This is a genomic window from Brachybacterium sp. AOP29-B2-41, from assembly GCF_052378395.1.
GTDB lineage: Bacteria > Actinomycetota > Actinomycetes > Actinomycetales > Dermabacteraceae > Brachybacterium.
In genome coordinates this window covers 257,686-274,164 of record NZ_JBQSXR010000002.1, presented here as the reverse complement: position 1 = coordinate 274,164, position 16,479 = coordinate 257,686, and the positions used below count along the sequence as shown (strand labels likewise).

Genomic DNA, 16,479 nt, shown 5'->3' with positions numbered 1-16,479 from the left:
CGCGCCCGCACGCCGTCCTCCACGGGACCGAGGTCCCGACCTGGGCTCCCCGAAATCCCCCGAATACCCCCCTTGCCGTACTACGGCTGCCGTAGTACGTTATGCGCATTAGTGCGGCGGACCCACCTGTCATGCATATCCGTCGCATGCGTACCCCCACCATCCAGAGGAAGAGAGGAGCCGATGTGATCGGAGCCGACGCCATTCGCGGGCACATCGATCTGATCCTGCTGGCGATCCTCGAGACGCAGCCCTCCTACGCCTACGAGATCTCCAAGACCATCACCGATCGCTCCCGCGGCGAGTACGTCATCAAGCAGACGACCCTCTACACCGCGGTCAAGCGGCTGCAGTCCCAGGGCCTCCTCGACAGCTATGAGGACGCCTCCCCCACGGGCAAGCCGCGCACCTACTACAAGCTCACTCCCGACGGCCTCGACCAACTCGGCCTCAAGCGCGATGAATGGCGCAGCACCCGAGCACTCGTGGACCACTTCACGGAAGGAAAGGACGCCTCGTGAACGTCATCGATTCCTATCTGGACACCCTCTTCGCCCCCTACCCCGAGACTCCGCGCCTGCGGGAGGCCCGGACCGAGCTGCGCGCCATGATGGAGGACAAGCTGCAGGGCCTGATCGAGGACGGCCTCCCCGAATCCCAGGCCGTCGGCCAGGTCATCGCCGAGTTCGGCACCCTCGAGGAGGTCGCCCCGGTGCTGGGGATCAGCGCCGAGCTGGGCCGCGCCGCCGCCGCACCCGTGGTGTCGCCGGCCGCCCCTCTGGAGCTCGAGCGCGCCCGCGCCTATGTCGAGGCCGTGCGCCGTTCTCAGTGGATGCCTGCCGCGGGCTTGGTCCTGTTCGTGCTCAGCGCGGCGCCGCTGCTGCTGCTCCTCGCCGCCACCGGCGCCCAGGAGGCGTCCGCGGGCTGGGTGATCGGCGTCGGCGTCACCGCGGTGCTGGTGATGGTGAGCCTGGGCCTGCTGCTGATGATGGCGCGGAATGCGCGGCTCAGCGACTTCGAGGACATCGACGAGGGGGGCTTCACCCTCACTGCGCAGGTGCGCAGCTACGCGCAGGAGATCCACCGAGAGCACCGCCGCAGCACCCTCCTCGCCACCGCCGTCGCGATCACGCTATGGATCCTCAGCGCTCTTCCCACTCTTCTCGCCGCTCTCCTCTCCAGCGACGAGTCCCCCGCCACGCTGTACGGCGTGAGTGGGACGCTGGTGATCGTGGCGCTGGGCCTCGCGATCATCGCCAGGGCCGGGTGGTCCGACTCCGCGACCAGCACGCTGCTCCAGCAGAAAGAGGAGAACGAGACCCTCGAGCACAGCGACAGCCCGGCGGTCCGCGTAGTGGCGGCGCTCTATTGGCCGGTCATGCTCGCGGCCTATCTGATCTGGAGCTTCGGCTCCGGCGACTGGGGACTGACCTGGGTGATCTGGCCGGTGGCCGGGGTGCTCTACGGCGCGCTGAGCGGTCTCGGCGTGGCGCTGCGCGGGGACGATAGTGCCCGAAAGCACGGCGGGAGCAGCTGAGAGTTCGGATCCGAACTGGCGAGAACTCTGCGGCACACGCTCTCACGCCTGCGCGGACGCCCAGGACTGCCGCCGGGTCTGCGGCAGGTTCCCGCAACACATGCAGAGTGGTCCGCCCATCGGCTCGTCAACCGCCTGCCCTTTGCCCCACGTCGTGCCGGGTCGACGCCAATGCAGACCCCAAGGATCGGTGAAGCAGAACTCAGGATTCGCGACACGGTCGGGCTCGAGCATGCCGATGGCGTTCCAGTTCGTGACCTCGATTGTTCCGCTGACGCTCTCGTGCGGAGCCAGGGTCCCCACCGCGACGCCCTGGAAGTAGTCGTCCAGGGTAGTGAGGGAGTCCAGGTCATATCGACTCTCGTTGTCGTCGTCCAGCTGGTGGACCACGATCTTGACGTTGGTGACCGGGAGCGATGAGTGGTTCGACAGCTCATACGTGTAGACGAGGACCCGTTCTCGACGTCCATTGCTGATGCGTTCCCGCCATTCGCTGCGCAGTGAGATCGATCGCCGCACGACGTCCTTCTTCTCCTCGCCCCGGAGCCGTTCCGAGTCACGGTGCTGACGGACCTGCCACGCCGCGACGAGGAGCGAGAGTCCGGCGAAGAAGAGCCCGACGACAGTTGCCACTGCCTGCGCCCAGGTCCCCACATCGCCCCACACCACTGCATACGGAACAAGGCCAGAGAAATACGCCCAGAGCAACAGTCCGATCAGTGCCGCTTCGAAGCCGATAACCCCGAGCAGCACGATCGCCAGCCACCTGGAACGGCGGCCGCTGCACCACGATCGTCTCTCCCTCATGGTGCGTAAGGATATTCGATCACGATCGGGAGGGCTCCGGAGCTCACGTCGTCTCCACCGACGAGAACGCCAGGGCCCGGGCGAGGATCTTCCTCGTCCGGGCCCCGGCGTCATCTCAACGGGCGAGAGATCAGAGCATGCAGCTGACGCAGCCCTCGACCTCGGTGCCCTCGAGCGCCATCTGCCGCAGGCGGATGTAGTAGAGGGTCTTGATGCCCTTGCGCCAGGCGTAGATCTGCGCCTTGTTGATGTCGCGCGTCGTGGCGGTGTCCTTGAAGAACAGCGTCAGCGACAGGCCCTGGTCCACGTGCTGCGTGGCCTCGGCGTAGGTGTCGACGATCTTCTCGTAGCCGATCTCGTACGCATCCTGGAAGTACTCGAGATTGTCGTTGGTGAGGTAAGGGGCGGGGTAGTACACCCGGCCGATCTTCCCCTCCTTGCGGATCTCGATCTGGGAGGCGATGGGGTGGATCGAGCTCGTGGAGTTGTTGATGTACGAGATCGAACCGGTCGGCGGGACAGCCTGCAGGTAGGCGTTGTACATGCCGTGCTCCGCGACCTCGCCACGCAGCTGCTTCCAGTCCTCCTGCGAGGGCAGGTGGGCATTGGACTCGGCGAACAGTGCACGCACCTTCTCCGTCTTCGGCTCCCACGCCTTGTCGATGTACTTGGCGAAGTACTCGCCGGTGGCGTACTTGGAGTTCTCGAAGTCGTAGAACTTCTCCCCGCGCTCCTTCGCGATCCGCATCGACGCCTTGATGGCGTGATAGGTGACCGAGTAGAAGTACATGTTGGTGAAGTCCAGGCCCTCGTCGGAGCCGTAGTAGATGCGCTCGCGCGCCAGGTAGCCGTGCAGGTTCATCTGCCCGAGCCCGATCGCGTGGGACTTGCGGTTGCCCTCGGCGATGGTCGGCACGGAGTCGATGTCCGAGGTGTCCGAGACTGCGGTCAGGCCACGGATGGCCGTCTCGATGGTCTGGCCGAAGTTCGGTGAATCCATCGCCTTGGCGATGTTCAGCGAGCCCAGGTTGCAGGAGATGTCCCGGCCCATCTCCTCGTACGTCAGATCGACGTTCATGGTCGAGGGGGTCGAGACCTGCAGGATCTCCGAGCACAGGTTGGAGTGCGTGACCTTGCCGGCGATGGGATTCGCCCGGTTCACGGTGTCCTCGAACATGATGTACGGGTAGCCGGACTCGAACTGGATCTCCGCCAGGATCTGGAAGAAGTCACGCGCCTGGATCTTCTTCTTGGAGATGTTCGGGTTGTCGACCATGTCCCGGTAGACCTCGGAGACGTTGACGTCCGCGAAGGGCTTGCCGTACTCGCGCTCCACGTCATACGGGGAGAACAGGTACATCGGCTCGTTCTTCTTCGCGAGCTCGAAGGTGATGTCGGGGATGACCACGCCGAGGGAGAGGGTCTTGATACGGATCTTCTCGTCGGCGTTCTCGCGCTTGGTGTCCAGGAAGCGCAGGATGTCCGGGTGGTGGGCGTTGAGGTACACCGCACCGGCGCCCTGGCGGGCCCCGAGCTGGTTCGCGTAGCTGAAGGAGTCCTCGAGCAGCTTCATCACGGGAATGACGCCGCTGGACTGGTTCTCGATGTGCTTGATCGGCGCACCGTACTCACGCAGGTTCGAGAGCAGCAGGGCCACGCCGCCGCCGCGCTTGGACAGCTGCAGAGCGGAGTTGATCGAGCGGCCGATCGACTCCATGTTGTCCTCGATGCGCAGCAGGAAGCAGGAGACGAGCTCTCCACGCTGTGCCTTGCCGGCATTGAGGAAGGTCGGGGTCGCGGGCTGGAAACGGCCGTCGAGGATCTCGTCGACCAGGTTGCGGGCCAGCTGCTCATCGCCGCGGGCCAGACCCAGGGCCACCATCACCACACGGTCCTCGAAACGCTCGAGGTACCGCTCGCCGTCGAACGTCTTCAGGGTGTACGAGGTGTAGTACTTGAAGGCGCCCAGGAAGGTCGGGAAGCGGAACTTCTTGGCGAAGGCCTGCTCCGAGAGAGACTCGATGAAGGAGAAGTCGTACTGCTCGAGGACCTCGGGCTCGTAGTACTTGTTCTCGACCAGGTAGTCCATCTTCTCGCGCAGCGAGTGGAAGAAGACGGTGTTGGGGTTCACGTGCTGCAGGAAGTACTCCCGCGCCGCTTCCCGATCCTTGTCGAACTGGATCTTCCCGTCCGGTCCGTACAGGTTCAGCATCGCGTTCAGCGCGTGGTAGTCGAGCCGCTTGTTGTGCTCGACCGGGGGCATCTCGGTCAGTGTCGCCAAAACTCTTCCAATCCGTCGTGGACCCGCGTCACATCGCGCGGAGTGCCGAACAGTTCGAACTTGTACATATGGGGGACCTCGCACTTGCGGGCGATGATGTCGCCGGCCAAGCAGTAGGCCTCTCCGAAGTTGGTGTTCCCCGCACCGATCACGCCTCGGATGTGCTTCCGGTTGCGTTCGTCGTTGAGGAACTTGATGACCTGCTTGGGGACGGCGCCACGGCCGTTGCCCCCTCCGTAGGTCGGAACCACCAGGACGAAGTCCTCGTCGACGACGAGGTGCTCATCCCGGGGGTAGAGCGGGACCCGGCGTGCCGGCATCCCGAGCTTCTCGACGAAGCGCTTGGTGTTGCCGGACACCGAGGAGAAGTAGACGAGGTTCGCCACGCCGACGCCTCCCGGGCCCGATCAGATGGCGGTGGCCTGGCGCTGTGCGCCGGCACCCACGAGGGTCTTGATCTTGTCGGGGCGGAAGCCGGACCAGTGGTCCTGTCCTGCGATGACCACGGGGGCCTGGAGGTACCCGAGGTTCATGATGCGCTCGCGTGCCGCGTCGTCCTCGGTGACGTCGACGACGTCGTAGGCGACGCCCGCCTTGTTCAGGGCGCGCTTGGTCGCATCGCACTGGACGCAGAGGGGCTTCGAGTACACGGTGATGTCCAAGGGAGGGGCCTTTCACGAGCGCCGCGCCGGGGCGCAGGACGGGAGCTTCACGGGTTGTCCGGGGGAGGTCCGAAGGACCGTGCCGCCACGCTCCGGAGCCGTGGATCAGGGGCGCAGCGATGAGTTCCGGTGCGCCGCCCGACCTCCGGTGACCCGGTACGGTGCGACTGCGTCAACACTACACCTAGTGGTGACCCGGCGCGACGACCACAAGATGTACTGAGTTACAACACTGTCATCCACAATCGACTGTTGATGGGCTGTGGATAGATCTGCAGGGTTGGGGACGAAGGGCTGGGCCACGCACGAAATCCGAGGATGCGTGCACAGAGCAGTGTGGATGAGGGGTCCGACAGCCCGTTCCTGCGGTGGATGACGCCGCTCCCCGCGACCTCCCGCAGCGCGAAGTAGTGAGGTAGGTCCCCGGCATGTCCGAGAGGACGCTCGGCGTGTCGTCGGCGTGTCCCGACAGTCGGCTCGGCGTGTCGTCGGCATGTCGTCTTCCGGGGCCGTCGGAGGGTCCGACACGGGCCCACTGCGAGATCCGCGCGAGCCCCGGCGTTGCCCGCGCCCGCCCGCGTCATCCCCTCTGGGATCCGGGATCGCCTGGACGCGAGAACCCCCGCGGCCCAGTGGGCGGCGGGGGTTCTCAGCACTCGTGCGCGGTCAGGAGTCAGGAGCGAGGGTCCTCTGGGGCGGGAGCCGCCAGCGTCGGGCCGTCGACCGCAGGGTCGCCAGCCGCAGGGTCGCCAGTTGCATGGGCGCCAGCCTCAGTGCCGTCAGCCGCGGGGGCGTCAACCTCAGGGCCGTCAGCCGCGGGACCATTCGGCGCAGGAGCCTCCGGCGCTACGCTGCCAGCCGCGCCGTCGGCCGGGGTCTCCCCGCTCAGATGCCACACGTCGACGACCTCCTCCCCCTGCGCATCTCCCAGAGGCTCCGCGCTCTCGGGCGCGGCAGCTGTCGCATCGGCGGCGAGGGCCGCGTCGTCGGTTGCCGCTGGATCGTCATCGGCCGTCGCCGTCGCGTCGTCGTCGGCTGCTGTTGCTGTTGCTGTTGCTGTTGCAGCTGCGGTTCCAGGGGCCTCCGCTGCGGGCTCGGCGATCTCCACGATCAGCTCGGGTTCGCCCTGGGCGGTCGCGCCACCCACAGCAGCTGGCTCAGGCGCCTCGTCCTCCCGTGCCTCGCCCTCCACTGCCTCATCGCCCAGCACCTCATCACCAGGCGCTGCGTCGTGAGCCTCGTCGTCGGCGGCGTCCTTCTCAGCCTCGAGGCTGCGACCATCCGCGCCGACAATGCTCGAGAGCACCTCGCGCAGCAACGTCACCTGGGCTGCCGCCTCGGCAGCACCCGAGACCGGCTGCTTGCCCTTCTCCACGAAGGCGTGGAAGGCCTCCCACATGAGCTCCACCGCCCCCTTGGGAGCCGTGGTCGAGGTCTCCTGGACCACGCCCGACTTCTTCTCCCGCAGGGAGATCGTCGAGCGGACGTCGCTGTGCGAGGGGGCGGGCAGCTCCACGCGCATCCGTCGTCGCGCCGAGAGCACCTGCACGCTCTCGGAGTACTCCGGGGCGAACGGCAGGTAGTGCCACACCAGGCGCACCTGTGCCCCGCCGTCCAGCTCGCCGAGCAGCTCGATCGAGCCGGGGATCACTCCCTTGGGCCAGTGCCTCACCGCGACCAGGCGCGCGATCGGGCCATAGGCCGCCTCGATCACGGCCATCTGATGCGCCACGCCCGTCAGCAGGCCCTTGACATAGAGATCACGGTCGCGCTGAGTCGCACCCGCGCCCGCGCCCGCCTCGACCGCGGCCTGGAGGGCCTTGCGCCGCTGCGAGCGCACCTCGGTGGGCAGATCGTACGAGGCCGTGGTCACGTGGGCACTGCCGAACAGCGGCTGGCTCGCAGGCATCAGCACCTCGTGATCCACCATCCGCAGATCCTTGACGGGGATGTGCTCGGACATGCGGGTCACGGAGTCGTCGTACTGCTGGGGATAGGCCATCATCAGCAGGCGTCGGCCCGTCATCCGCTCGAAGCCGGCGACCTGCTCGACCTCGTCTGCGGAGAAGCCCACCGGCGGCTCCACGAGCACCGGGATGCCGCGGCGCATGAGCGTCAGCAGGTCCTCGACATGCAGCCCGTCGGTGGACAGCAGCGCGGCGTCGATCGCGAGGGTCTTGGCGCGCACCGCCGCGATCAGATCCGCGACCGTCTCGTAGCGCTTGTCCTCCTCGATCCCCCACACCTCGGAAGACTCGCGGCGCCGACGCGGGGAGTGATCCACCAGCGCGGCGATCGTGAAACGGTCCCAGCGCCTGCGCAGCACCGGGAGGTGCACGGCCTGGGCCATGGTTCCGGCGCCGATCACGGCAATGTTCAGGGTCTTGGGCATCGACTGGCTCCTCGGGCTCGGACGGGGTCGGCGGCAGCTCCGCGGGATCCTCGGCGGGCGCCGGGCCGTTCCGACAGTGCGCTCCGGACGGCACGGAGCGCACGCCTGTTCTACCACACCCCGGTGATGCCGGGCCGAGCCGCTCCCCCGGCGCGACCTGCGACGCAGGGACGGAGGTCACGCGGCGATCGGCACAGGAACCACCGGACCAGGATTATCGTGGGGCGCGGATCAGCACGTCTCAGGAGGACCACGTGGCAAGACGCTTCTACTTCGGCGCCCGCAACATCTCGCGCCCCTTCGTCAAGCTCTTCTGGAACCCTCGGGTCTCCGGGATCGAGAACGTCCCGCGCGAGGGCGGTTTCGTGATCGCCTCCAACCATCTCGCCAACATCGACAGCTTCGTGCTGCCCGTGGCGCTGCCCCGGCAGATCCGCTTCGTCGCCAAGGACACCCTGTGGACGCAGAAGGGGATCCGCGGGCGCGTCCTGCGCTGGTTCTTCGAGGCCGTCGAGGCAGTCCCGGTGGATCGCGAGGCCCTGTCCTCCGGGAAGGGTGCCCTCCAGGCCGGGCTCACGATCCTCCGCGACGGCGACGGCTTCGCGATCTATCCCGAGGGCACCCGTTCCCGGGACGGCCTGCTGCATCCGGGGAAGCAGGGCGCCGCCTGGCTCGCCGTCGAGTCCGGCTGCCCCGTGATCCCCGTCGGACTCAAGGGCACCCAGCACATGTTCTCGCGGCTGCTCCCCCACCGCGGCGCCATCACCGTGCGCATCGGCACCCCGATCCACCTCGAAGACATCGACCCCACCGCGTCCAAGGGAGTGCGGCGCCGGATCCTGAACGCCAGAATCATGGACGAGATCCAGAAGCTCTCCGGCCAGCGTCGCGCATAGGCACTGCCTGCCTATCGTCGCCCGGGCCGGGCTCGTCGTCGCACAAGTCGGGCCCTGCAGGCGCACGAGTCGTGCCCTGCAGGCGGACGGGTCTGACCCTGCTGGCATACCGGCCAAGGGCCTTATCGCCGCCGGTCCCCCCGCATACCGCCCGGCGACCAGTAGGATCTGGCCAGGCCGCGCACACCGAGCGGCGGCCGCCGCCCGGACCCCACCCGAGGAGAGCAGATGGCCGTCGTCGTCGGATTCATCCCCACTGACGTGGGTTTCAAGGCGCTGTCCGCAGCCCGCGACGAGGCGGAGCAGCGAGGTGGGCCGCTGATCGTGGTCAACGTTCTGCGCGAGGGGGTCGGAGCGGATCCCCGTCACGCCGACGAACAGCAGCTCGAGATCGCTCGTGACCAGCTGCGGCACGCCCGCGTGCGGGTCGCCTTCCGCCAGGAGACCACCGACGACGACATCGCCGATGTGCTGCTGCAGGTGCAGGAGGAGGAGAAGGCGGAGCTGCTGGTGCTGGGAGTGCGCCGACATCAGGAGCTCGCCCGTCACCTGCTGGGCCTGACCGTCCAGAAGCTCCTGCTCTCCGCCGACTGCGAGGTCCTCGTCGTCTGAGCCGACCCCGGTGAGCCGACTCCGGCGGGCGGCAGGCACGAGGCACGGCAGACACGTCAAGCACGAGGCACTGCAGGCGCGGGGCATGGCAGTCGCGGGCCACGGCAGTCGCGGGCCACTGCAGGCAGCAGACATGAAAGGGCCGGGCCGGGGCATGTCGCCCCGACCCGGCCCTGACTGCTGTGGATCAGGCGTTCAGCGGATCCCCGCCGGGCTGCTCGTCACCCTTGGCGGTGTTCACGGCCAGCGCGATGCGCTCACCGATCGTGGTGTCGACGTTCTTCCAGTACTGGAGGGCCTTGCTCAGCACCGGCTCCTCGACCGTGCTCAGCGCACCGGAGACGGTCTCGACGAACTGGTCGCGCTGGGCGTCGTTGTACACCTCGCGCACCAGGATGCCGGGCTGGATGAAGTCGCTGTCCTCGGCGTGGAGGGTGTACGCGGCGCGCACCATCTCGCCATCGGCCTCCCAGCCGTTGTCGACCGGTCCCTGCTCGTCCTGGTAGGCGCGACCGTAGGAGTTCGGCGCGTACACCGGTGCGTCCCCGCTGTGCAGGAACTGCATGAACCCCTCCTTGTCGTAGGAGTTCGTGGGGACCACCGGCTGGTTCACGGGCAGCTGGTTGAAGTTGGTGCCGATGCGGTGGCGCTGTGCGTCCGGGTAGGAGAAGACGCGGCCCAGCAGCATCTTGTCCGGGGAGACGCCCGTGCCCGGCACGGTGTTGCCGGGGCTGAAGGCCGCCTGCTCGATCTGCGCGTAGTGGTTCTGCGGGTTCTTGTTCAGGGTGAACTTGCCGACCTTGATCAGCGGGTAGTCCGCGTGCGGGACGGTCTTGGTGAGGTCGAAGATGTTGAAGCGGTAGTTCTTCGCATCCTCGTACGGGATCACCTGGACGGACATGGTCCAGCTGGGGTTCTCGCCGCGCGCGATGGCGTCGAAGAGGTCCCGGCGGTGGTAGTCGCCGTCGGAGCCGGCCAGCTTCTCGGCCTCCTCGTTGCTGAGGAACTCCATGCCCTGGTCGGTGTGGAAGTGGTACTTGATCCAGAACTTCTCACCGGACTCGTTGACCCACATGTAGGTGTGCGAGCCGTAGCCGTTCATGTGGCGCCAGGACTTGGGCAGGCCGCGCTCACCCATCAGGTAGGTCACCTGGTGCGCGGACTCCGGGGAGTTGGACCAGAAGTCCCACTGCATCTGGTTCGAGCGCAGGCCCGAGTCCGGGGTGCGCTTCTGGGAGTGGATGAAGTCGGGGAACTTGATCGGGTCGCGCAGGAAGAAGATCGGGGTGTTGTTGCCGACGATGTCGAAGTTGCCCTGCTGGGTGTAGAACTTCAGCGCGAAGCCGCGCACGTCGCGCCAGGTGTCGGGCGAGCCGAGCTCACCGGCGACGGTGGAGAAGCGGGCCAGCATCGGGGTCTTGCGACCGGGCTGGAAGAGGTCCGCCTTGGTGTACTGCGAGACGTCCTCGGTGACCTCGAGCTCGCCGAAGGCACCGGAGCCCTTGGCGTGGGGGCTGCGCTCCGGGACGCGCTCGCGGTCGAAGCGGGCGAGCTTCTCGACCAGTGCGACGTCGTGGAGCATCAGGGGGCCGTCGGCGCCGAGGCTCAGCGAGTGCGCATCGGACTCGCGGGGAGCGCCGGTTTCCGTGGTGCTCGGGATCGTGGGATCGAAGTCGGTCATCTGCATCTCCTGGGTGGTGGGGGATTCTGACAAGCTGTGAGAAAAAGTTCGGATACGGGGGCCGGGAAGGACTCCGGAGGTCATCGGCCTGGGATCAGGGGGCGGGGGTCGAGGCGGGTCCGGCGGAGATCGAGGACGCCGACGCCGACGCCGACGTAGTCGCCCCCGCGGTTGCCCGGCATTCCGAGCAGACGCCCCGATAGACGACCTCTGCGATCTCGATGTCGAAGCCGTGGGAGTTGTGCGGGGTCAGGCAGGGCGCCTCTCCGACCGCGCACGGGACGTCCTCGAGCCGGCCGCATTCGCGGCAGACCAGGTGGTGGTGGTTGTCGTGGCGATGCATCTCGTACTGCATGCTGCGACCGCCCACCGACACCCGACGCAGCAGATCTGCATCGGAGAGGGCGTTCAGCACGTCATAGACCGCCTGACGGGACACGGCCCCCAGGCTCTCGCGGACGGACCGGGCGATCGTCTCCGCATCGGCATGCGGGTTCGCCTCGACCGCCGCCAGCGTCGCGAGCCGCGGAGCGGTCACGCGCAGACCCGCGCCCCGGAGGGCGGAGGTGTGAGCGGTGGTCGTCATGGCTCCACCATAGCGCCCTGTCTGGACTATCTCAAGAAAGCGTCTAGGTCCGGAGAGGGTGTGGGGTGTCCGGAGAGGGTAGGGCCGGGACGCCCGCGCAGCGGTTCAGCCCTTGGTCGCCCCCGCGGTCAGCCCGGAGACGATGTACTTCTGCGTGAACAGCGCCATCACGATCACCGGCAGCGTGATGATCACCGAGGCCGCCATCAGGCCGCCCCAGTCCACCGAGGAGTACGCGATGAAGTTGAAGATCGCGACCGGCAGAGTGCGGGTGCTCTGACTGGCCAGCACCAGCGCGAACATGAAGTTGTTCCAGGAGAAGATGAACGCCAGGATCGAGGCCGTCGCGATGCCCGGGGTCGACAGCGGCAGGGCGATCCTCGCGAAGACCCCGATGTTGGTGAGGCCGTCGACCAGCCCGGCCTCCTCGAGGTCGCTGGGCAGCGACTCGAAGAACGACAGCATCACCCAGGCGATCAGCGGCATGGTGACGAACATGTGGGAGATGATCAGCGGCGCATAGCCGCCCACCCAGCCCAGCATCGCGAACACGTAGTAGAACGGCACCAGCAGGGACACCCCGGGGATGATCCGGGCCACCAGCAGCATGCCGGATGACCGTGACATCCCGTACTTCGCCATCACATAGGCGGCGGGGACTGCGAGCAGCAGCGACAGGCCGACGGCGGCGATGCCGACGACCAGTGAGTTCAGCATGAACAACCCGAACTGCGCCTCGGTCATCACCCGGACGAAGTTGTCCAGCGTCGGGGTGAAGCGGAACAGTCGCGTGGGATCGGTGATGTCCAGGCTGGTCTTGATCGAGGACAGGCCCATCCACAGCAGCGGGAACAGGAACACCAGGGCGATGATGCCGATCGCGACATAGCGCGCCACGTTCTTCAGGAGCTTCTGCCGCCTCATCCGCGATCACCGCTCTGGGCAAAGCGGAACAGGGCCCAGGAGGCACCGACGATGAGGAGGAAGAAGACGACCAGCACGGCCGAGGCGATGCCGTACTCGTTGTACTCGAAGAACAGCGAGTAGGACAGGATGTTCAGCGTCTCCGCCTCATGGAACGAACCGCCGCCGCGACCCTTGGTCGCGTACAGCAGGTCGAAGGTCTTCAGCGCGTCGATCGAACGCAGCAGCACGGCGGTGATCACGACCGGCATCAGCTGCGGCATCACCACGAAGCGCAGCCGCTGGAAGAAGTTCGCCCGGTCGATCAGGGCCGCCTCCTCCGGCTCCTCCGGCAGGGAGGAGAGCCCGGCCAGCAGGATCAGCGTGACCATCGGGGTCCACTGCCAGATGTCGACGAACATCAGGGTCGGCATCGCCTGGGTCGGGGAGGAGATCCACCCCTGGGGCGGGAGGCCGAACCAGCCGATGAAGGTGTTCACGAAGCCGATGGTGGGCTCGAACAGCAGCAGCCACATCATCGCCACAGCCACCGGCGTGGCGACCAGGGGCAGCAGGATCACGACCCGCACGAAGCCCTGCCCGCGGAAGGGGCGTCGCAGCAGCAGAGCGATCGCCAGACCCAGCAGGAACTCCACACCCACGCAGATCACGGTGAAGTAGAGCGTCCGCCAGACGGCCGGCCAGAACCGGTCCAGGCCGGTGAAGACCTCGACATAGTTCGCCAGGCCGACGAAGCCGAAGCCTCGCTGCAGGGACCCGCTGGCGTCCGTGAGCGACATGATCAGCGTGTAGATCGCGGGGAACACCACCATCACGATGGTGAACAGGAGGGCCGGGAGCGCGAACAGCCACTTCATGTGCCGGTTCGCCCAGCCGGAGAAGCCGGGCGCCCCACCGGACACGGTGTGTCCCGTCGGCCGCCCGACCTGGGAGTCGGCCGTCATGGGCTGCTCAGCCCTCCTCGTCGAGGAAGGCCTGGTATTCAGTCTGCGCGGTGGTGATGGCCGCGTCGAGGTCGCCGCCCTCGATGCCGATCGGGATCGGGGCGCCGACGATGTCGCGCGCCTGCGAGACCTCGACCACGACCGGCCGGTCGTGGTCCACGCCTTCGGTGAGCGAGGCTTTGATGGTCGCGGTGAGGTTCTCGGGGAAGGCGGAGGTGGCGTCGGGGTCGTCCCAGACCGAGGTCCGGGCTCCGGCGACGCCGGCCTTGCTGATCTCGGTCATGATCTCGGCGGAGGTCGCCCATTGGATGAACGTCCAGGCGTTCTCGGTGTTCTCCGAGGCGGCGCTGATCGAGAGTGCCCAGGACGGGATCGAGTACGGCTTCGAGCCGGCGTCCCCGGCGGGCATCGGGGCGACGGCGAAGGTGTCGCCGATGCGCGACTGGGTCTCGTCGATCATGTTGTTGTAGAACACGCTGGCGTCGGTGTAGAAGGCGGCCTGGCCCTGCTGGAAGATGGCGCTGGCCTCCTTCCAGCTCATGTTGGTGGTGCCGGGAGGGCCGTAGCTGCGCAGCAGGTTGGTGTACATCTCGTACGCGGCCCGGGCCTCGGGGGTGTCGATGGTCGCGGTTCCGGCGGCGTCGTCCCAATCTCCGCCGTAGCCGTACAGGAAGCTCGAGAACTGGGTGACCGCCGCGGCGCGCTGCCCGCGGGCGACGAATCCGAAGACCCCGTCGTTCGCCTCCTGGATCGCCTTCGCGGCCGCCTCGAGGTCATCGAAGGTGGCGGGGACCTCGAGCCCGGCCGCCTCGAGCAGGTCGGTGCGGTAGTACATGACCTCCTGCTCGACCACGATCGGGACGCACACGATGCCCTCGTCGGTGGTCGCGGCGCCTTGGGCTTGGAAGTCGTCCCAGTTCCAGTCGCTCGCGCCGCTGACCTGGTCATCCAGCGGCAGCAGCCAGCCGTTGCGGGAGAACAGCTTGCCCTCCTGCAGGGGGCGCAGCATTGCGACGTCGATGTCGGAGGCGCCGGAGTTGAGCTTGACCTTGTACTGGTCGGAGAGCTGGTCCTCCCCCAGCGTGGTGAGCTCGACCTTGAGGCCGCTCTCCTCCTCGAAGCGGGGCAGGAGATCCTTGACCACATCGGTCCACGGATGGTTCGAGAGGGTGAGCATCAGAGTGCCGCCCCCACCGCCACCTCCGCCGGACGAGGAGCCGCCTCCGCAGGCGGCGAGGGCGAGGGTGCCGGCTCCGAGGCCAGCACCGGCGAGAAGCGAGCGACGTGTGGGACGAGCGGACATGACAGCTCCTTTGCATCAGCATGCGCGTCGAACCAGACTCCCACACACCGTGACGAACCTCACGCCGACTCCCTCTCTGAGGAGGTCACTATCCGGTGACGACGCCGCGGGCGACCCTCAGGGCATGCGCCAGGCCGCCCCCGGGTCCTGGGTGGCGAACTTGCCGCCGCTCACGTCGAGCAGCGCACCGGTGATGTAGCCGGAGAGGTCACCGGCCAGGAACAGGCAGAGGTTCGCGACATCCTCCGGCAGCCCCCAGCGGCGGATGCTCAGCTGGTCCAGCTTCGTCGCCGCCGCGGACTCCTCGAGCGCGGAGAAGCCGTTCATCGCGGTGGGGATCATGCCGGGTGCATAGGCGTTCACGGTGATCCCCCAGGGGCCCAGCTCGCTCGCGAGCACCCGCGTCATCTGCACCACGGCGGCCTTGGAGGCGCCGTATGCCGCCGCCTCGACGCTGGGGATGATCGCCGCGAAGGACGCGGCGTTGATGATCCGCCCCGACTGCTGCCGTTTCATGATCGGGATGACAGCCTGGCAGGTGTTCAGCACGCCGCGCACGTTGACGGCGAAGACTCGGTCCCACAGTGCGGGGTCGAAGCTCTCCAGCGGCCCTTCGGCGTTGATGCCGGCGTTGTTGACCAGCACGTCGAGCCGGCCGTGCCGCTCCTCGATCGCCGCGATCGCCGCCCGCACCGCCTCGGGATCGGTGATGTCACAGGTCAGGACCGTCTCGGCGAGGCCCTCCTCGCGCAGCTCGGCGAGCGCGTCGGAGTCGATATCGAGCCCCACGACAATCGCTCCCTCCCGGGCGAAGGTCTGTGCGATGGTGCGGCCAATCCCCCGCGCGGCGCCGGTGACGAGCACGACGCGCCCTGACATGTCGATCTGCATGCTTCTCCTCGGATCATGGGCTCCCGGGCGCGGGCGCGTGAGTGCGCTCTACGCTGGGCGGGACCCGATCTCGGGTCCACTGACATCGGGTCCCACTGTCGTCCCTGCTCCGGGCGCGGTCAAGGGACCGCAAGGAGAGGACAGCGATGGATGCACGCACCGTCTGGGTGACCGGCGCGGGATCGGGGATGGGCCGGGCCTCTGCGCTCGTCGCGGCGCAGGACGGGAGACCGGTGGCGCTGTCCGGTCGGCGTGCCGAGCCGCTCGAGGAGGTCGCCGAGGAGATCCGCGCCGCGGGCGGGACCGCGCTCGTGGTGCCGCTGGACGTCGCCGATCGCGCAGCCGTGAAGGCGGCGGCCGTGCGGATCGGCGAGGAGCTCGGGAGCATCGAGGCGCTGGTGCTGTCGGCCGGGGCGAATGCGCCCCGCCGCTATTGGCGCGATCAGGACCTCGAGCAGTTCGCGGCGCTCACTGACATCAACCTGCTGGGACCGGTGGCGGTGATCGACGCGGCGCTCCCGGGGATGCGGGAGCGCGGCGCGGGCACGATCGTGCTGATCTCCTCGTATTCGGCCTGGCGCTTCTCGCCAGACGCCGGGGTGGCCTACAGCGCCTCGAAGACGGCGCTCGGTCCGCTGGCGGCGACCCTGAATGCGCAGGAGAACCAACACGGCATCCGTGCCTGCCACCTGTGCCCGGGAGACGTCGACAGCGCCTTCCTGGACCAGCGGCCGCAGGTGCCGGGAGCCGCCGACAGAGCCGTCATGCTCAGTCCTGAGGACGTGGGACGGGCCGTGTCGTTCGTGCTGACCAGTCCGCCGCATGTGGTGATCGACGAGCTCGTCATCAGCCCCGCGAAACCGGCCGTCTGAACCGGCTGTCTGAACGGCACCCGGAACTTCGGCCGGAACGGCATCCGGAACTGCGGAAGGGCCCCGCTCCTGTGCGTCACAGGAGCGGGGC

Annotated in this window: 16 protein-coding genes; 5 read left to right on the top strand and 11 right to left on the bottom strand. The window is 67.6% G+C overall.

What is annotated here, in order from left to right; genetic code table 11:
• Window positions 1–185: 185 nt before the first annotated feature.
• On the top strand, window positions 186–521 hold the full coding sequence (locus tag ACT3T9_RS03440; protein WP_444502188.1) for a PadR family transcriptional regulator: 336 nt from the start codon (window positions 186–188) through the stop codon (window positions 519–521).
• Window positions 518–1,537, top strand: coding sequence for a permease prefix domain 1-containing protein (locus ACT3T9_RS03435; protein WP_444605970.1), 1,020 nt, complete (start codon window positions 518–520; stop codon window positions 1,535–1,537). Before ACT3T9_RS03440 ends, ACT3T9_RS03435 begins: the two co-directional genes overlap by 4 nt.
• Before the next feature lie 42 nt (window positions 1,538–1,579).
• On the opposite strand, the gene ACT3T9_RS03430 is transcribed toward ACT3T9_RS03435, so the two are convergent.
• From ACT3T9_RS03430 to ACT3T9_RS03410, 5 genes are all read right to left on the bottom strand, one after another.
• Window positions 1,580–2,344, bottom strand: a complete 765-nt coding sequence (locus ACT3T9_RS03430; protein ID WP_441443097.1) for a hypothetical protein — start codon at window positions 2,342–2,344, stop codon at window positions 1,580–1,582.
• A gap of 130 nt (window positions 2,345–2,474) precedes the next feature.
• Window positions 2,475–4,607: a class 1b ribonucleoside-diphosphate reductase subunit alpha gene (gene nrdE, locus ACT3T9_RS03425; RefSeq protein WP_441443098.1), complete on the bottom strand. Its 2,133-nt coding sequence runs from the start codon at window positions 4,605–4,607 to the stop codon at window positions 2,475–2,477.
• 5 nt (window positions 4,608–4,612) lie between these two features.
• Window positions 4,613–5,011, bottom strand: a complete 399-nt coding sequence (nrdI, locus tag ACT3T9_RS03420; RefSeq protein ID WP_441443099.1) for a class Ib ribonucleoside-diphosphate reductase assembly flavoprotein NrdI — start codon at window positions 5,009–5,011, stop codon at window positions 4,613–4,615.
• 21 nt (window positions 5,012–5,032) lie between these two features.
• Window positions 5,033–5,287 (bottom strand): glutaredoxin-like protein NrdH, encoded by a 255-nt coding sequence (gene nrdH, locus ACT3T9_RS03415; RefSeq protein ID WP_345076650.1) that lies wholly within the window; start codon window positions 5,285–5,287, stop codon window positions 5,033–5,035.
• Window positions 5,288–5,960: 673 nt separating this feature from the next.
• Window positions 5,961–7,679 (bottom strand): Gfo/Idh/MocA family oxidoreductase, encoded by a 1,719-nt coding sequence (locus ACT3T9_RS03410; RefSeq protein WP_441443100.1) that lies wholly within the window; start codon window positions 7,677–7,679, stop codon window positions 5,961–5,963.
• 254 nt (window positions 7,680–7,933) lie between these two features.
• On the opposite strand from ACT3T9_RS03410, the gene ACT3T9_RS03405 reads away from it, so the two are divergent.
• Both ACT3T9_RS03405 and ACT3T9_RS03400 read left to right on the top strand, forming a co-directional pair.
• The gene (locus ACT3T9_RS03405; RefSeq protein ID WP_441443101.1) at window positions 7,934–8,575 is read left to right on the top strand and encodes a lysophospholipid acyltransferase family protein; all 642 of its coding nucleotides are present in this window, start codon (window positions 7,934–7,936) and stop codon (window positions 8,573–8,575) included.
• Between the two features lie 228 nt (window positions 8,576–8,803).
• Window positions 8,804–9,187, top strand: coding sequence for a universal stress protein (locus ACT3T9_RS03400; protein ID WP_441443102.1), 384 nt, complete (start codon window positions 8,804–8,806; stop codon window positions 9,185–9,187).
• A gap of 187 nt (window positions 9,188–9,374) precedes the next feature.
• On the opposite strand, the gene ACT3T9_RS03395 is transcribed toward ACT3T9_RS03400, so the two are convergent.
• From ACT3T9_RS03395 to ACT3T9_RS03370, 6 genes are all read right to left on the bottom strand, one after another.
• Window positions 9,375–10,868, bottom strand: coding sequence for a catalase (locus ACT3T9_RS03395; protein WP_444605969.1), 1,494 nt, complete (start codon window positions 10,866–10,868; stop codon window positions 9,375–9,377).
• Between the two features lie 94 nt (window positions 10,869–10,962).
• Window positions 10,963–11,454: a Fur family transcriptional regulator gene (locus tag ACT3T9_RS03390; protein ID WP_444605968.1), complete on the bottom strand. Its 492-nt coding sequence runs from the start codon at window positions 11,452–11,454 to the stop codon at window positions 10,963–10,965.
• A 105-nt stretch (window positions 11,455–11,559) separates the two neighbouring features.
• Window positions 11,560–12,378 carry a carbohydrate ABC transporter permease gene (locus ACT3T9_RS03385; protein ID WP_444605967.1) on the bottom strand — a complete coding sequence of 273 codons (819 nt, stop codon included), beginning with the start codon at window positions 12,376–12,378 and terminating at the stop codon, window positions 11,560–11,562.
• Window positions 12,375–13,322 carry a carbohydrate ABC transporter permease gene (locus ACT3T9_RS03380; protein WP_444605966.1) on the bottom strand — a complete coding sequence of 316 codons (948 nt, stop codon included), beginning with the start codon at window positions 13,320–13,322 and terminating at the stop codon, window positions 12,375–12,377. Before ACT3T9_RS03380 ends, ACT3T9_RS03385 begins: the two co-directional genes overlap by 4 nt.
• Before the next feature lie 7 nt (window positions 13,323–13,329).
• Window positions 13,330–14,625, bottom strand: coding sequence for an ABC transporter substrate-binding protein (locus ACT3T9_RS03375; RefSeq protein WP_444605965.1), 1,296 nt, complete (start codon window positions 14,623–14,625; stop codon window positions 13,330–13,332).
• 117 nt (window positions 14,626–14,742) lie between these two features.
• Window positions 14,743–15,516, bottom strand: coding sequence for an SDR family NAD(P)-dependent oxidoreductase (locus ACT3T9_RS03370; protein ID WP_444605964.1), 774 nt, complete (start codon window positions 15,514–15,516; stop codon window positions 14,743–14,745).
• A gap of 146 nt (window positions 15,517–15,662) precedes the next feature.
• On the opposite strand from ACT3T9_RS03370, the gene ACT3T9_RS03365 reads away from it, so the two are divergent.
• The gene (locus ACT3T9_RS03365; protein WP_444605963.1) at window positions 15,663–16,388 is read left to right on the top strand and encodes an SDR family oxidoreductase; all 726 of its coding nucleotides are present in this window, start codon (window positions 15,663–15,665) and stop codon (window positions 16,386–16,388) included.
• The last annotated feature ends 91 nt before the right edge of the window (window positions 16,389–16,479 follow it).